The organism is Streptomyces sp. SP18BB07, assembly GCF_036322545.1.
GTDB classification, from domain to species: Bacteria; Actinomycetota; Actinomycetes; order Streptomycetales; family Streptomycetaceae; genus Streptomyces; species Streptomyces deccanensis.
The window spans coordinates 82,577-97,308 of the sequence record NZ_JAQYWT010000334.1; the positions used below are offsets into that span (position 1 = coordinate 82,577).

A 14,732-nucleotide genomic window follows, 5' to 3' on the forward strand; every position below is an offset into this window, starting at 1 on the left:
GGTCAGGCCACCGAGATGTCCACCGACGGCCGGAGCTTCGCCGCCGCTGCCAGCGCCTCGTGCACGGGGTGGGCGGCGAAGGACGCCAACAGGGCCCGGTCGGCGGGGTGTTCGGCGGCGGGGTAGGCGATCTGCTCGTAGGCGGCCTGGAAGCGGGGGCCCCAGCGGCGGGCGCCGAGGCGGGCTGTGCGGGAGCAGTTGTCGACCATGTACGCGACGTCCCGCGCGTGCATGTAGGGCAGGAGGGAGTCGACGGCCTCGATGACGGACTCGTTGACGATCTCCGACCAGGGGTGGCCGCGCTCGACGAACTCGTCGATCTGCGCGGTCATGGTGGCGACGAAGACACCTGCGGCGAACGGGTCGACGGGGAGGTCGCGTTCGCCCCGGCGGGCATGCGCCCGGGCGCTCACCGACCACATCGGTGAGCCGCCGATCCCGCTCATCGGGCGGGCGCCGAGCCGGCGTTCGGCCAGGACGACGCCGCGCAGTTCGGTGCCGTCGGCGACCTCGTCGTAGATCTCGGTGACGATCTCGCGGGCGGGCCCGTAGGTGGCCGTGTAGGCGCGGTCGAAGACGTCCCGGCCGGCCGCGTCGAGGCCGTCGCGGACCGCGCGGAGTCCGGCGCGGGAGACGGTGCGGGCGATCGGGCCCGTGATGGTCTCGCAGGAACGCTCGTACGCGGTCACCTCGTCGTCACCGGCGAGCCGGTGACGGGTGTAGAGGCTCTCGACGATGCCGTGGACGGCGCCGAGCAGGACGGCGCGCTCGCCGACGATGTCGGAGAGGTACTCGCTCTCCAGGGTGGTACGGAAGGTGTACGGGGAGCCGAGGGCGACCGACCAGGCGAGGGCGCGGTCGGTCGCACGGCCGTCGGGGTCGGCGTGGACGGCGTAACTGCTGTTGATCCCGGCGCCGTTGATCTCCGCGCCCTGCTCGTAGAGGCGACGGACCGAGTCGCCCATCCCCTTCGGGCAGACGGCGATGACGCCGTGGCCGGGTGGGAAGTCGCCGCCGGTGGCCCGGAGGTGGCCGAGGAGGAAGCCGTGGGAGAGGCCGATGGTGGCGCCGGGCTTCAGGGCGGCGAAGATCTCCCGGTGGTGGGCGGCGAGAGCGGCGTCGGCGATCAGGAGGATGACGAGGTCGCTCTCGGCGGTGACGGCGAGCCAGTCGCCGAGGGTGCCGTCCTCCTCGGTGAAACCGTGGGCGCGGGCGTCGGCGGCCGAGGCGGAGCCGGGGCGCAGTCCGACGGAGACGGTGATGTCGGTGCCGGCGAGGGAGTCGCGCAGGTTGCGGGCCTGGGCCCGGCCCTGCGGCCCCCAGCCCACGACCCCGATGCGCCGGACACCGGCGAAGGCTTCGGGCAGCAGCGGGAACAGATGGCGGCCGCCGCGCAGGATCGTCTCGGTGCCGCCGGGCACGTCCATGGTTTCGAGGGCGAAGACAGTGGAGGTGGTCATGGTGGAGTTGTAGGGTCCCGGCGAGTGTTGCGACAAGCGCAACCTGTGCAGCGGAGTGTTGCGGAAAACGAAAGGCGCAGGTGGGCCGGGTGCGGGACGATCATCGCGAGCTTCGGCTCTTCCTCCATCTGGCCGGGACGCTGAACTTCGGCCGGACCAGCCTCGACTGCCACGTCAGCCCGGCGACGCTGACCCGGACCGTGCAACGGCTGGAGTCCGACCTCGGGCACCGGCTCCTCGACCGGGGGCCGAGGGGTGTCTCGTTGACGGCCGAAGGGCATCGCTTTCGCGAATACGCCGCCCAGGCACTGGAGTTGTGGCGGGCGTACCGGGAGGAGCATCCGAATCCGGCCGAACTCACCGGGCGGCTGGCCGTGTTCGCGACGGTGACGGCCTGTCAGGCGCTGCTGCCGGAGCTGCTGACGCCGTTCCGTGCGGCGCACCCCCAGGTCCGGCTGGACCTGCGCACCGGCGACGCGGCGGCCGCGCTGGCCCGGCTGGACGAGGGCGAGGTGGACGTGGCGGTCGCGGGCATCCCCGCACGGCTGCCGGAGCCGCTGGTGAGCCGGACCGTCGCGACCACGGACCTGGTGTTCGTCACCGCGCACGACCGCCCCGACCCCGGTCTCGGCGGCCCGTTTGTGCTCCCCCACCGAGGTCCGGTCCGCGACGCGGCCGACCGATGGTTCCGCACCCGTGGCGTCGCGCCCGACCTGGCGGCCGAACCGGAGGGCCACGAGGCGCTGTTGACCCTCGTCGCGCTGGGCTGCGGCACCGGCGTGGTCCCCCGCCTGGTGCTCGACCACAGCGCCGTGCGCGACCGGCTCACCGAGATCCCCACGGACCCGCCTCCCCGGCCGTTCCCGATCGGACTGTGCGTACGGCGGTCCGATCTGCGCCGGCCACAGGTGGCAGCGCTGTGGAGCCTCACCGCCGAGTTCACCCGCCGATCACCTGGGGGACGACTTGCGTACCCGTAAAAGCAATTGTCTATTTCCGTTCCCCGGCGGCATTCGGAATTACGGCTTTCACTTTTCACCGACGGCACAACCTTCAACGAGCCACGGGCCTCTAATTCGGCGAATCGAAACGGGGGTCCGAAGAAAAATGAAGTGGGTAGTTCAACGGAACTCGGTGTGCCGAGCGGACAGGAACAGGGCGTGAATCCGACAACCCGTTCCGTGGCGCGGATCCGGCCCCAGGGAAAAGCCGCGCTGCTCGCCGCCGCGTTCACCGTCGCCGTGCTCTGCGCCGGCGACATCGTGGCCCGCAGCCATCCCTTCGGTCCGCGCACGCGGAGCGTCAACGACCTCGGCAACCAGTACGTGCCGTTCCACGCGCACCTGTGGGACCTGCTGCACGGCAGGGCGGACGGCGGGCTGTACGTCAACTGGCAGTCGGGCTTCGGCTCCAGCTTCCTGCCCGACCTCGGCACATACCTCAGCAGTCCCTTCGCCCCGCTCGTGGCGGTGTTCCCGCGCGACGAGATCGACCTCGCGGTGTACGTGGTCACCCTGCTGAAGGTGGCGTCGGCCGCCGCCGCGATGGCCTGGCTGCTGCTCGCTCTGCGTCCGGGGCGCTGGTGGGCGGCGGGACTGCTCGGCTCGTCGTACGCGCTGTGCGGCTGGACCCTGGCGGACGCGGTCTACAACCCCATGTGGCTCGACGGTCTGGTCTTCCTGCCGCTGCTCTGCCTGGTCGGCGAGTGGGCGCGGCGGGGACGGCGGCCGTTCCTCGGTGTGCTGATCGTGGCCCTCGCCTGGACCGCCAACTTCTACACCGCGTACATGGCCACGCTCGCCGCCGGCCTGGTGCTGCTGCTCCGGCTGTGGCTCGGCGACCTCACACGCCGGCAGCGGCTCTGGGCCGCCGGGCGGGCGGCCCTGATCAGCGTCCTCGGCATGGGTCTGGCCGCGCCCCTGGTGACCGTCGTCTACTTCGGCACCCGGCACGCCTATCCGGGCCGGGTCCGGCAGTTCGTGCCCGCCCCCACCGAGGACCTGCTGGCGCGGCTGCTGCCGGGGACGTACAGCTACGGGACTCCCGCCGTGTTCGTGGGCACCGCCGCGCTGCTGCTGGCGCTCGCCCTGCCCTTCCACAGGGCGGTCCCGTGGCGCCCGCGCGCAGGGTGGACGCTGCTGGTCGTGGCGGTGGCCCTGTCGATGCAGTGGGGGCCGACACATCTGCTGTGGCACGCCTTCGCCACCCCGCAGGGCAGCTCGTACCGTCAGACCTTCGTGCTCTGCGCGCTGCTGGTGATCGCCGCCTGGCACACCCTGTCGTACGGCGTTCCCGGTCCCCGCGCGCTGGGCGCGGCGGCTGCGCTGCTCGCGCTGGTGCTCGTGGTCGCGAGCGGCAGTGAGCGGACCACCCGCGCCTTCACCCTCCCGCTCGCCCTGCTCGCCGCCGTCGGCGCGCTCGGCGGGCTGGTCCTGCTCGGGCTGAAGCGGAGGAACGGCAGGCCGCTCGCCGCCCTCGCCGTGGCGCTGCTCGTGTGCACGCAGTTCGGCGAGGCCGCCGTCACCTCCGCCGCCGACACCCGGCTGCGGCTCGGGCACATGGACGACTACGCGCCCTGGGGTGCCCGGCAGCGGGACCAGGCGGCGGCGATCGCGGGGGCGGACGGCTGGCCCCGGTACCGGACGGACCCTGGCCGGGAGCAGACCGTCGGCAACGACCCGCTGCTGGTGGGCGGGCAGGGCGCCCAGTACTACAGCAGCCTCACCTCGGACGTGCTCAGCCGGACGCTCACCGCTCTCGGGGACGGCTGGACCTCGCGCGGCCGCAATGTGCAGAGCCTGGACAACGCCGTGACGGACGCGATCTTCTCCGTCGGCGCCCGGGTGCACTCCCCGCCGGACCCGCACCAGAACTGGTTCCCGCAGGACGGCAACGGGGTGAGCGCGACCCGGCAGGACGTACCGCCGCTGGTCACGGTGCGGCCGCACACCGACCGCGCCGACGGCCCCACGGATCTCTCGGGTTTCAGTCCGTCGCCGTACCGCAACCAGGAACTGCTGCTGGGCGCGCGGGTGTACACCGTGCCCGGGTTCACCGTGCGCACCGCCGCCGGGAAGCCGCCGTCGCCGAGCGACGACGGGCGGCCGGGGGTGCGGGTGGGCGCGCTGCCCTACGCGAGCGCGCCGAAGAAGCCGACGATCACGGGCAGTTGTCCGGCCGGGTCCGAGCTGTATCTGTGGGCGCCGCACCTGTCGGGCACCGCGCGGCTCGCCGACGGCGCCGCCTCCGGGGCCGGGCCCGCTGGGGAGCCGACCGGGCGGTTCCGGTCCGACCAGCCCGTCACCAAGATCGCCCCGATGCAGCGGCTGGGCACGGTCGGGGACTCCGGCCGGTTCCGCGTCGAGCTGTCGCCGAACCGGACGAGCCTGGTCCCGGACGGCGCGATCGGCTGCCTGGACACTGGGCGGCTGCGCGCCGCCGTGGCGGAACTGAAGGCCACCGGCGCCACGAGCGTGAGCGTCGAGGACGGCACCGTCCGGGCCGAACTGCCCGCCCACAGCACGGGGATCGCCGTCGTCGCGGCACCCCGGATCTCCGGCTGGCGCTGTGCCGCCGGCAACGCGCCCGCCCTGCCCGCCAAGAGCCACTACGGCCTGATCGCGGTACCGCTGTACGGCTCGGCCAGCAGCGTGACCTGCACGTTCCATCCGCCCGGACTGCGCCTCGGCACGGCGGTCGGGGCGCTCTCGCTCACCGCCGTACTCGTGCTGGCGGCAGCTGACCTGCTCCGCCGCCGCCGGGTACGGGACAGGCCCGTCCCCGTGGCGCCCGCCACCGACCGCTCCGCACCCGACGACCCGACCGTACGCGAGCGCGTGACCACCGCTCAGTGAACCGCACCCCTGGGGGATTTCCATGCTCATCTCGATCGTCGCACCCTGCTACGACGAGGAGGCCGTCCTCGCACGCTTCCACGAGGAGATCCAGAAAGTCGCGGAGGAACTGCTTCCGCTCGGCCACGACATGGAGTTCGTGTACGTCGACGACGGCAGCCGGGACGGCACGCTCGCCGTGCTGAAGCAGCTGGCGGAGTTCGACGCGCGCGTCCGGTACGTGTCGTTCAGCCGCAACTTCGGCAAGGAGGCCGCGCTGTTCGCGGGACTGCGGCACGCCGCGGGCGATTCCGTGATCGTCATGGACGCCGACCTGCAGCACCCGCCGGAACTGATCCGCCGCATGGTCGACCTGCGTGAACAGGGCTACGACCAGGTGATAGCCCGTCGCAACCGCACCGGCGACGGGTGGATGCGCACCGCCACCGCCCGCCTGTACTACCGGCTGGTCAACCGGCTCGTCGACGTGGAACTCGTCGACGGCGTGGGGGACTTCCGGCTGCTGTCGCGCCGGGTGGTCGACGCGGTCCTGAACCTGGCGGAGTACAACCGTTTCTCGAAGGGCCTCTTCGCCTGGGTCGGTTTCCCCGGTACCACCTTCGAGTACGAGAACGCCGTGCGCGAACACGGCCACAGCTCCTGGAGCTTCCGGTCGCTGCTCAACTACGGACTGGACGGGCTCCTCTCCTTCAACAACCGTCCGCTGCGGGCCGCCCTGCACCTCGGCCTGTGCCTGCTGGTGTGCGTGGGGCTCTACACGGCCTGGATCGTGGGCGACGCTCTCGTCAACGGCGTGGACACTCCGGGCTATGTCACCATCGTCATGGCCGTCACCGCCCTCGCCGGAGTGCAGATGATCATGCTCGGGGTGATCGGGGAGTACACCGGCCGGATCTACTACGAGGTGAAGGGGCGCCCGCACTTCCTGGTGCAGGCGACCAATGCGGAACAGACGGAGGGGCACGCCGCGTGCGGCACGACGAAGGACCTCATTCACTGATGGGGACGGCGACGCGTACGGAACCGTGCCCTGAGGCCCGCTCGGCGCCGGAGCGGCGCATATCGGGACAGATCATTACCTTCGCCCTGGTCGGGGTGGTCAACACGGGGACCTATTACGGGCTTTACCTGTTGTTCCTCAATGGGCTTCCTTATCTTGCCGCACATATTCTCGCGTTCGCCCTGAGTATGACGGGCTCGTTCTTCCTGAACGCGCGATTCACTTATCGCACCCGTCCGACCTGGCGTAAATTCCTGTTGTTCCCGCTGACCAACGCCACCAATTTCGTGATCACGACGGCGGGTGTGTACGTCATCGTGGACGTGCTGCACGCGGGCAACCGGTTCGCGCCCCTTCTCGCCTCCGCGGCGGCGATCCCGGTGACGTTCCTGGTGTCCCGCACGATCATGCTGCGGGGTTCCGGGCCCGGGTGAGCCTCGTCAGGCCAGCGCGCCCAGCGGGTCGTCGAGCACCGGCTGCCAGGCCAGCTCGGCCGCTCCCACCAGGCTGTTGTGATCCAGGGTGCAGGCCAGGATCGGGGCGACCCCGCTCTGCCTGCCCCACAGACTGCGCTCGGCGACGACGGCCCGCAGCCGGTCGGGGTCGGCGTCGAACAGGGCGCGGTGCATGCCGCCGAGGATGATGCGGTCGGGGTTGAGGATGTTCACGAGGCCGGCGAGCCCCAGGCCGAGGCGGTCGATGATGGCCTCGGCGGCCGTGCGGACGCCCGGGTCGTCGTACTGGGTGCGGATCAGTTCGTTCGCCTGTTGCAGCAGCGAACCCTCGGGTCCCGGATCGCGGCCCACGGCGGTGAGGAAGGCGCGCGGGTCGGCCTCGACGTCGAGGCAGCCGCGGCTGCCGCAGTGGCAGGGCCGGCCCTCGGGGTTGACGGTGAGGTGGCCGACCTCAAGGGCCAGCCCCGAACTGCCCATGTGCAGGCGGCCGTCGAGGACCAGCGCGCCGCCGACGCCCCGGTGGCCGGTCGCCACGCACAGCAGATCGCGGGAGCCGCGCCCGGCACCGTGCCGGTGTTCGGCGAGGGCGGCGAGGTTGACGTCGTTCGCCGCGAACGCGGGCCCCTCGATCCCGGCCGCGCGGACCCGCTCGGCGAAGATCTCCCGGACCGGTGCCCCTGCCGGCCAGGCCAGGTGGAGCGGGTTCAGTGCCAGGCCCGCCGGTTCGGCGACGGCCGACGGCACGGCGAGGCCCGACCCCACACACCGCCGCCCGGTCTCCGCCAGCAGCTCGGCGCCCGCGTCGACGACCGAGCCGAGCACCTTCGCCGGGTCGGCGTCCACGATCTCGCAGGCGGGCGTGGTGGCGACGATCCGCCCGCCGAGCCCGACCAGCGCGGCCCGCCAGCCGTCGGAGTGCACCTGGGCGGCGAGGGCGACGGGCCCCTCCTCGGCGACTTCGAGGCGGTGGGAGGGCCGGCCCTGGGAACCGGCGGCGGCGCCCGGGTGCGCGTCGACGCGGATCAGCCCCAGCGCCTCCAGTTCGGCGGCCACGGCACCGGCCGTGGCGCGGGTGACGCCCAGTTCGGCGGTGAGCACGGCCCTCGTCGGGGCCCGGCCGGTGTGCACCAGTTCCAGTGCCGGACCGAGCGCGCCCCTCCCCCGGTCCAGCCGAGCCCGTGCCGTCGTCCCTTCGCCCGCCGCCTTGGGGGCCGCCTTCCCGTCCATGAGGGCGAGTCTCCCATGATCCGCACGGCGCCGGACCCCGCGTGAGCAGCCTCAGCCGTCGTCGAAGCCGCCGACCCGCAGGGTGATGTTCAGCCGCCCGGCCAACCCGAGCCAGGGCGGCGCGGTCCCCGGGTGCACCCGGGGCACCCCGTGGTAGGCGGACCGTGCCGGCCCGCCGAACACGAAGAGATCACCACTGCGCAGCTCCACGTCCGCGTACGGCCGCGTCCGCGTCCGCGTGTTGCCGAAGCGGAAGACACAGCTGTCGCCGAGGCTCAGCGACACCACCGGCGCGTCCGACTTCTCGTCGCCGTCGCGGTGCATCCCCATGCGCGCGTCGCCGTCGTAGAAGTTGACCAGGGCGATGTCGTACGGGGCCGTCGCGGCCCCGGCTCCGAGAGTGTCCGCGACCGCGCGCCGGCCCAGCTCCCCGAGCCAGTCCGGGAACGGCTTCACGGGCGCGCCGTCGCCGTCGACGACGGTGCGGGCGTAGGCGTACGGGTACCAGTGCCGGCCGAGACAGACCTGCCGGGCGGTCATCGTGCCGCCGCCCGGCGTGCGGACCGTGCGCAGCCCGGCGGGCGGCCGGGCCCACACGCGACAGGCGTCGAGGAGGTTCCGCTGCTGTTCCGGGTCGAGCCAGTCCGGCACGTGGACCGCGCCCGGCGCGATCTCCGTCCGGTCCCGGGGGAACAGCTCGGCGTCCATGGCACCATCGTCGCGCACGCCGCTCGGTGTCCGCAGGGGCCCTCGTCCCGCGCGGGCTGCTCGGGTCGATGGGCCCCTCGTCCCGCGCGGCTGCTCGGCGGCCGGGACCGGGGCCGTGCTCGGTTAGCCTGGGCGCACGATGAGCGACCGTATGACCGCGCCCGAGGGCGAGTACGCCCTGGCCCGTTTTCCCGAGGACCCCCGTGACCTGCTGCGCGCCTGGGACGCGTCCGACGCGTATCTGCTGCGCCACCTCGCGGAGAGCGGGACGCGGCTGGACGGGACGCTCGTGGTCGTCGGGGACCGCTGGGGCGCCCTGACCACCGCGCTCGCCGCGCACCGGCCGACGCAGATCACCGACTCGTACCTGAGCCGGGAGGCGACGCGGGCCAACCTGGAACGTAACGGCGTCGAGGCGGACACCGTCCGGCTGCTCACCACCCGGGACACGCCCCCGGACCGCGTCGACGTGCTCCTGGTACGCGTCCCCAAGAGCCTCGCGCTCCTGGAGGACCAGCTGCACCGGCTCGCACCCGCCGTGCACGAGGGGACGGTCGTGATCGGCACCGGGATGGTCAAGGAGATCCACACCTCGACCCTGAGGCTCTTCGAGCGGATCCTCGGCCCGACCCGCACCTCGCTCGCCCGGCAGAAGGCACGGCTGATCTTCTGTACCCCGGACGCGAAGACCGTCGGGGCCCGGGGGGACGACCCCTGGCCGTACACCTACCGGCTGCCGGACGACATCGGCGTCCTCGCGGGACGCGCGGTCGTCAACCACGCGGGTGTGTTCTGTGCCGACCGGCTCGACATCGGCACCAGGTTCTTCCTGCGGCAGCTACCGAAGGTCCCGCGCGGCGGGCGGGTCGTCGATCTGGGGTGCGGGAACGGGGTGGTCGGTACGGCGGTGGCGCTGGCCGATCCGGACGCCGAGGTGATGTTCGTCGACGAGTCGTACCAGGCGGTGGCCTCGGCGGAGGCCACGTACCGGGCGAACCTGCCGGAGGCCGGCACAACGGTCGAGTTCCGGGTCGGTGACGGGGTGGAGGGATTCGCGCCGGGGAGTGTCGATCTCGTCCTGAACAACCCGCCGTTCCACTCCCATCAGGCGACGACCGACGCCACGGCACGACGGATGTTCACCGGGGCACGGCGGGCGTTGCGGCCCGGTGGTGAGCTCTGGGTGGTGGGCAACCGTCATCTGGGCTATCACGTGACGCTGCGACGGATCTTCGGCAACAGCGAACTCGTCGCGAGCGATGCCAAGTTCGTGGTGCTCAGGGCGGTCAGGCGGAGTTAGCGAGACCCGCCGGGAAGGTGGCCCCGCGCAGGGCGCGCGGCGAGGCTCCCAGTTCCCGGCGGCAGGCCTTGTTGAAGGCCTGGAGGTCGGGGATGCCGACGGAGGCGGCCACGGCCGGGATGGACAGGGTCGTGGCGCGCAGCAGATGGTGGGCGCGTTCGAGTCTGCGGCGCCTGATGTACGCGACGACGGTGCCGCCGGTCTCGGCGTGGAACAGCCGGGTCAGATGGTTGTGGGATACCCCGGCCACGCGTGCCACCTCCGGGACGGTGAGCGGGGCGGCCAGGTGGGCCTCGATGTGGGCGATGGCGGTGGTGACCGCCCGGTGCGGTCCGGGGGCGGCCGTGACGGGCGAGGTCAGCCGGGCCACCCGCCACAGGGCGGTCCACAGTTCGGCCCGGGTGCGGTCCGGCTCGCTCGGGGCGGCCGCCATCGCCTGGAGCAACAGGCCGGTGAGCGTGGGCAGTTCGGGGCCGGCGTCCTGGACGACCGGAACCGTGCGGGGCGCTCCGGACGGGGCGATGCGCAGATGGGCGAAGAGGTGTTCGGAGCGGCCCCGGTAGCGGTAGCGGACGGTGGTGCCGGGCGGGACGAGGCTGACCCGGCCGGGGCGGATGGTGTGGGCGGTGCCGTCGACGGTCAGTTCGGCCTCGTACTGGTAGAGGTGCAGCTGCCACAGCTCCGGCAGCCGGAAGACGTCCGTGCGGCTCGCGACGCCGTGCACGCCGACGCCGATGAGGGCGACGTCCGGCGGCTCACCGAGGTGGATCTCCGTCTCCCGCATGCCACGAAAACTATCAGTGACGGGCGTCACACTTCGCCCCGGGGAGCCGTGCATCGCGAGACGGTCACATTCCCACGCGGGACGGACGCGTACGGGCCCTACGCGGACGGCGGGGTCCCTTCCGTCCGCAGGACGCCGATCAGCCGGGCCACCGTCTCCACCATCGCCGTCCGTCCGGCCGTGAGGTAGGTGCGCGGGTCCACCACCTCGGGGTGGGCGGCGAGGTACTCCCGGACCGCTCCGGTCAGGGCGATGTTGAGCGCGGTGCCGATGTTGACCTTGGCGATGCCGCCCACCACGGCCGCGCGCAGTTCGCCGTCCGGGACTCCGGAGGAGCCGTGCAGGACGAGCGGGACGTCCAGGGCGGCGGACAGCCGCTTCAGCAGGACGTGGTCGAGGGCGGCGGTGCGGGTGGTCATCGCGTGCGAGCTGCCGATGGCGACGGCGAGCGCGTCCACGCCCGAGTCCGCGACGAACGCCCGCGCCTCCTCGGGGTCGGTACGGGCGCCGGGGGCGTGCGCGTCGAGCGGCGACGCGCCGTTCTTGCCGCCGACCTGCCCCAACTCGGCCTCGATCCAGAGCCCCTGGCCGTGCGCCCACTCCACGGCGGCGTGGGTCGCGGCGAGGTTGTCCAGGTAGGGCAGGCGGGAGGCGTCGTACATCACGGAGCTGAAGCCGGCGTCGGCCGCCCTGCGCAGCAGGTCCTCGCTGCGGACGTGGTCGAGGTGGAGCGCGACGGGCACTCCCGCCCGCTCGGCGGCGGCGGACGCGGCGCGGGCCAGCGGAAGCAGGTCCCCGTCGTGGAACCTGACGGCGTTCTCGCTGACCTGGAGGACCACGGGCGCGGCGGCGGACTCGGCGCCCGCGACGATCGCCTCGACGTGTTCGAGGGTGATGACGTTGAACGCGGCCACGGCGGAGCTCGCGGCGGCGGCCCCGGTGATCAGCGCACCGGTCGTCGTCAGGGGCACGGCTCCTCCTTGTTCAGCGGTCGTCCGGGGCGGTCAGCGGGCGTCGGTGTCGAGGATCACCGAGCGTGTCAGGTGGCGCGGGCGGTCGGGGTCGAGGCCGCGGGCGGCGGCCACGGCGACGGCGAGCCGCTGGGCGCGGACCAGTTCGGCGAGCGGATCGAGCGCGCCGGAGACCCAGGTCGCGCCGGTCTCCCGCACCTGCTCGGCCAGACCTTCCGGCGCCTCGCCGAGCATCCAGGTCGCCGTGGACCGGGTGGTGACGCTGATCGGTCCGTGCCGGTACTCCATCGCCGGGTAGGCCTCGCTCCACGCCAGGGCGGCCTCGCGCATCTTCAGCGCGGCCTCGTGGGCGAGGCCCACGGTCCAGCCCCGGCCGAGGAAGGTGAACTGGGCGCTCTCGACGAGCCCTTCGGGCAGCGGCGCCTCCAACGCGGCGCGCGCGTCGGTGACGACGGCCTCGGTGTGCAGGCCGAGGTGGGCGCGGAGGAGGGTGAGGGCGGTGGTGGCGAAGCGGGTCTGGACGACGGACTTCTCGTCGGCGAAGTCCAGCACGACGAGGTCGTCCACGGCCGTCATGACGGGGGTGTCGGGGTCGGCGGTGATCGCCGTCGTCCGGGTACGGCCGCGCAGCGCGCCCAGCAGTTCGAGCACCTCGGTGGTGGTGCCGGAGCGGGTGAGGGCGACGACACGGTCGTAGGTCCGCCCGTGGGGGAACTCCGAGGCCGCGAAGGCGTCGGTCTCCCCCTGCCCGGCTCGCTCGCGCAAGCCGGCGGCGGCCTGCGCCATGAAGTACGACGTTCCGCAGCCGACGAGCGCCACCCGCTCCCCCGGCGCCGGCAGGACCCCGGCGTGTTCCGTCGCGCCGGCCGCGACGCGGGCCCAGCACTCGGGCTGGCTGTTCAGCTCGTCCTCGACGTGGGTCATGCGGGAACCCTCCCCGGGATGCACAGGGCTCATGCTTACTTCTGCAAGATAGAGTCATCTTTCGCGCATCTTCAAGCACGAGGAGACGGGATGTCCCGCGACGAACGCTGGCAGACACTGCTCGCCCTGCTCGTCGAACGGGGGCGGCTGGACGTGGAGGAGGCGGCCGCCGAGGTGGGGGTGTCCGCCGCGACGATCCGGCGCGACCTCGACGGGCTCGCGGAACAGCAGATGCTCGTCCGCACCCGGGGCGGGGCGGTCGTGCACGGCGTCTCCTACGAGCTGCCGCTGCGCTACAAGACGGCCCGGCACGCGACCGAGAAGCAGCGCGTCGCGAAGGCGGTGGCGGATCTCGTCGCGCCAGGCGAGGCAGTGGGCCTGACCGGTGGCACGACGACCACGGAGGTGGCGCGGGCCCTGGCCGTGCGGGGCGATCTGGCGTCCGGAACGCCCGCGCTGACCGTCGTCACCAACGCCCTGAACATCGCGAGCGAGCTGGCGGTGCGCCCCCAGTTCAAGATCGTGGTGACGGGCGGGGTGGCCCGTGCCCAGTCGTACGAGTTGGTCGGTCCGCTCGCCAACGGGGTGCTGGACCAGATCACCCTGGACGTGGCCGTGCTCGGTGTCGTCGCGCTCGATGTGACCCATGGCGCCGCCGCGCACGACGAGGCGGAGGCCGCCGTCAACCGGCTGCTGTGCGAGCGTGCCGAGCGGGTCGTCGTCGCGGCCGACTCCAGCAAGCTGGGGCGGCGGGCCTTCGCCTCGATCTGTGCGACGGAGGCGGTGGACACGCTGGTCACGGACGCGGCCGCCGCGCCCGCGACGGTGCGGCGGTTCGAGGAGGCCGGGGTGCGGGTCCTCGTCGTGTGAGGAACACCGCTCCCGACCGCCACGGCACCGGGTCAGTCCTGGAGCCAGGGGGCCGGCATCCCGCCGCGCTTGAGGGTGGTGAGGACGAGGGAGACGTCGATCGACGCCACGTCGGTCAGCCACGGGGAGCGGGTGACGAAGTCGTGGAGAGCGGTCTCGTCGGGGAACGCGGTGAGGACGAGGAGTTGGCGTGCGCCGGTGACGAAGCTGGCGTAGCGGACGTGGGCGGAGTCGGCGAGGGCCGCCGTCACGGTGTCGACGCGGGCCGGGGGTGTGCGGACCCAGAGGACGGCCTCGACGGGCAGTCCGAGCACGGCGGGTTCGATGACGGCGCGGATGCGGACCTTGCCCTCGCGCCGTAGCGCGCCGAGGCGTCGTCTCGCGGTGGCCTCCGACACCCCCGAGACGCGCGCGAGTTCGTCGTAGGTGCGGCGCCCGTCGTCGGCGAGCGCGTGCAGCAACAGGCGGTCGGCGCGCGAGAGTTCGGGGGGTGTCTCGCCGGCCGGCAGCGGATCGGTGACCGGGGCCGACGCGGCGTCGGCGTGGTCGGAGCCCTTCAGGGCGGTGATCTCGGCCTCGGTGAGGAGGCCCGCGTGCCACTCACGGATGGTGCGGACGTGACGCAGCACGGCCAGGGTGCGGGTCTCCTCCACGCCCGGCAGACCGGCGAGTTCGTCCAGCACCAGTCCCGCGAGCCGTTCGCGGGGCCAGCGCAGTTCCGCGAGGCAGTCCGGGGTTCCGGTGAGGACGTGGGCGAAGACGCAGTCGGGCCTGCGGGCCAGCGCGGTGGCGGTGATCCGGGCCCGGCCGGGGGCGCAGCGGACGCCGACGACCACACTGCGGCCCCGCATCGCCATCGCCCCGATCCGCACGAGGCCCGACTCCAGGAGGCGGGTGCCGCGGCGGGCGACGGTGCGTTCGGGCTCGCCGAGGGCCGCCGCGATGCGGTGCCAGGCGGCCCGGCCGTCGATCTGCAGCGCGCTGATGATGCGCCGGTCCAGTGAATCCGTCACGGGGCCGGTCCGCGGTGCGTCCATCGGCCCCAGAGTATGGCGGATTCCGTCAACTCCGCAGGGCTTCTTGTTCCCTTCCGTCGCCGTGGCCCAGCCTGCCGTGAAGCGGAATCGCACGGTCTCCCCGCCGTGCGAGACCGCGCCTCGTCCCCTGAGGCCCGCACGC

General features: G+C 73.0%; 13 protein-coding genes. 6 read left to right on the forward strand and 7 right to left on the reverse strand.

Annotation, left to right across the window (positions count from 1 at the left end; translation table 11 throughout):
- Nucleotides 1-2 precede the first annotated feature (2 nt).
- Nucleotides 3-1,460: a ketol-acid reductoisomerase gene (locus tag PUR53_RS26910; protein ID WP_329897796.1), complete on the reverse strand. Its 1,458-nt coding sequence runs from the start codon at nt 1,458-1,460 to the stop codon at nt 3-5.
- 89 nt (nt 1,461-1,549) lie between these two features.
- Here PUR53_RS26910 and ilvY point away from each other — a divergent pair, with 89 nt between their 5' ends.
- The 4 genes from ilvY (at nt 1,550) to PUR53_RS26930 (ending at nt 6,748) form a co-directional block, all read left to right on the forward strand.
- Complete coding sequence (ilvY, locus tag PUR53_RS26915) at nt 1,550-2,440, forward strand: HTH-type transcriptional activator IlvY (RefSeq protein WP_329909899.1); 891 nt, start codon at nt 1,550-1,552, stop codon at nt 2,438-2,440.
- A gap of 180 nt (nt 2,441-2,620) precedes the next feature.
- Nucleotides 2,621-5,314 carry a YfhO family protein gene (locus tag PUR53_RS26920; RefSeq protein ID WP_329909901.1) on the forward strand — a complete coding sequence of 898 codons (2,694 nt, stop codon included), beginning with the start codon at nt 2,621-2,623 and terminating at the stop codon, nt 5,312-5,314.
- Between the two features lie 22 nt (nt 5,315-5,336).
- Nucleotides 5,337-6,314: a glycosyltransferase family 2 protein gene (locus PUR53_RS26925; RefSeq protein WP_329909903.1), complete on the forward strand. Its 978-nt coding sequence runs from the start codon at nt 5,337-5,339 to the stop codon at nt 6,312-6,314.
- Nucleotides 6,314-6,748 (forward strand): GtrA family protein, encoded by a 435-nt coding sequence (locus PUR53_RS26930; RefSeq protein ID WP_329897792.1) that lies wholly within the window; start codon nt 6,314-6,316, stop codon nt 6,746-6,748. The genes PUR53_RS26925 and PUR53_RS26930 overlap by 1 nt, the downstream gene beginning before the upstream one ends.
- A 6-nt stretch (nt 6,749-6,754) precedes the next feature.
- Here PUR53_RS26930 and PUR53_RS26935 read toward each other — a convergent pair whose 3' ends face one another.
- Together PUR53_RS26935 and PUR53_RS26940 are read right to left on the reverse strand one after the other, a co-directional pair.
- Nucleotides 6,755-7,996 carry an ROK family protein gene (locus tag PUR53_RS26935; protein ID WP_329897791.1) on the reverse strand — a complete coding sequence of 414 codons (1,242 nt, stop codon included), beginning with the start codon at nt 7,994-7,996 and terminating at the stop codon, nt 6,755-6,757.
- Between the two features lie 51 nt (nt 7,997-8,047).
- Entirely contained in the window at nt 8,048-8,704 is a 657-nt protein-coding gene (locus PUR53_RS26940; RefSeq protein ID WP_329897790.1) for an alpha-ketoglutarate-dependent dioxygenase AlkB family protein, read from the reverse strand.
- 139 nt (nt 8,705-8,843) lie between these two features.
- Between PUR53_RS26940 and PUR53_RS26945 the strand changes: the two genes are divergently transcribed.
- Nucleotides 8,844-10,004, forward strand: a complete 1,161-nt coding sequence (locus tag PUR53_RS26945; RefSeq protein WP_329909904.1) for a methyltransferase — start codon at nt 8,844-8,846, stop codon at nt 10,002-10,004.
- Here PUR53_RS26945 and PUR53_RS26950 read toward each other — a convergent pair.
- The 3 genes from PUR53_RS26950 to PUR53_RS26960 form a co-directional block, all read right to left on the reverse strand.
- Entirely contained in the window at nt 9,991-10,788 is a 798-nt protein-coding gene (locus PUR53_RS26950) for an AraC family transcriptional regulator (protein ID WP_329909906.1), read from the reverse strand. The genes PUR53_RS26945 and PUR53_RS26950 overlap by 14 nt on opposite strands.
- A 98-nt stretch (nt 10,789-10,886) precedes the next feature.
- On the reverse strand, nt 10,887-11,759 hold the full coding sequence (locus PUR53_RS26955; RefSeq protein ID WP_329897787.1) for a class II fructose-bisphosphate aldolase: 873 nt from the start codon (nt 11,757-11,759) through the stop codon (nt 10,887-10,889).
- Nucleotides 11,760-11,792: 33 nt separating this feature from the next.
- Nucleotides 11,793-12,683, reverse strand: coding sequence for an SIS domain-containing protein (locus PUR53_RS26960; RefSeq protein WP_329909908.1), 891 nt, complete (start codon nt 12,681-12,683; stop codon nt 11,793-11,795).
- 90 nt (nt 12,684-12,773) lie between these two features.
- Between PUR53_RS26960 and PUR53_RS26965 the strand changes: the two genes are divergently transcribed.
- The gene (locus PUR53_RS26965) at nt 12,774-13,553 is read left to right on the forward strand and encodes a DeoR/GlpR family DNA-binding transcription regulator (protein ID WP_329897785.1); all 780 of its coding nucleotides are present in this window, start codon (nt 12,774-12,776) and stop codon (nt 13,551-13,553) included.
- A gap of 32 nt (nt 13,554-13,585) precedes the next feature.
- On the opposite strand, the gene PUR53_RS26970 is transcribed toward PUR53_RS26965, so the two are convergent.
- Nucleotides 13,586-14,590 carry an Lrp/AsnC family transcriptional regulator gene (locus PUR53_RS26970; RefSeq protein ID WP_329897784.1) on the reverse strand — a complete coding sequence of 335 codons (1,005 nt, stop codon included), beginning with the start codon at nt 14,588-14,590 and terminating at the stop codon, nt 13,586-13,588.
- Between the last annotated feature and the right edge of the window lie 142 nt (nt 14,591-14,732).